General features: G+C 54.1%; 1 protein-coding gene. It reads right to left on the reverse strand.

From position 1 onward, the window contains the following. Positions 1-7: 7 nt before the first annotated feature. Positions 8-1,000, reverse strand: a complete 993-nt coding sequence (locus tag CXF87_RS12130) for an IS30 family transposase (RefSeq protein ID WP_045812303.1) — start codon at positions 998-1,000, stop codon at positions 8-10. Between the last annotated feature and the right edge of the window lie 24 nt (positions 1,001-1,024).

Raw genomic sequence — 1,024 nt, forward strand, 5'->3', positions numbered from 1 at the left:
CCTGGATTCAACTAATAAGTGCAGCACCTGCGGTTTCTAGTGCTCCTGAGTATTCACCTAAGAACACCTGGGCTGGGGTTCGGTATCCCAGCCGCTTTCTTGGTCTATCGTTTAGCTTATTGACGACACTTCGTAGCTCGGCATTGGTCACTTTGCGGAAGTCAGTACCTTTAGGAAAATACTGCCTAATCAGACCATTGGTGTTTTCATTAGTACCACGCTGGCATGAGCGGTACGGGTCGCAAAAATAGGTCTTAGCCGAGACGGCCTTGGCAACTTTCCGGTGCTCAGCGAATTCCGACCCATTATCCAAAGTGATGGTGTGCACTGCCCCTCGGCGTGGTGCCAATAACCGCGTCATTGCCTGAGCCGTTCTAGTGGCGGTGATTGTTGGCAGCCGCGCTGCCAAGAGGTAGCCACTGCGTCTTTCGACCAGGGTCACCAGTCCAGATTCTTTGTGGCCCTTAAGCACCGTGTCGCCTTCCCAATGTCCGATATGGCGCCGTTCTTCCACCTTGGCAGGGCGCTGCTCAATGCCTACTCGGTGCGGGATTTTGCCTAACCCCGCCCGCTTAGCCAATTGGCGCTGGTAGCGCCGCTGGCGTGGCAGTCGGAGCCGTTTCCATAATGTTCCACCGTGCTTCTTGTCGTCCCAGATTAACGCATAGATCCATTGATGGCTTACGCAGACCCCGTTGGCATTGGCCATGAAGCCACTGATTTGCTGAGGGCTCCATTCGTCCATCAATTGGTCAGTGACCCAGCGAATCAGGCTGGGCAGCCGCTTCGTCACTTTCCAGGCAGTGCGTCGGCGCTGATCACTTGCCGATTGAGCCTGTTCAGGCGCATAACCACTGGTCAGACCGTTGCGCTTTATCTCGCGACTAATGGTGCTGCTATGGACACCAATGGCCTTAGCTATCTTTCGCTGGCTAATGCCGGTCTCAAGATAGGCAAAAATTTGGTATCGTTGGATCTGGGTCAGTTGTCGGTATCCCATGCTCTGCTTCACTTTGGTAGGTAA

The sequence above is a fragment of the Halomonas sp. MES3-P3E genome (assembly GCF_002836035.1).
GTDB classification, from domain to species: domain Bacteria; phylum Pseudomonadota; class Gammaproteobacteria; order Pseudomonadales; family Halomonadaceae; genus Vreelandella; species Vreelandella arctica.

What these genes read in the sequence shown, in the direction of transcription:
- CXF87_RS12130 (WP_045812303.1), bottom strand. Translation starts at nt 1,000, where the DNA reads ATGGGATACCGACAACTGACCCAGATCCAACGATACCAAATTTTTGCC.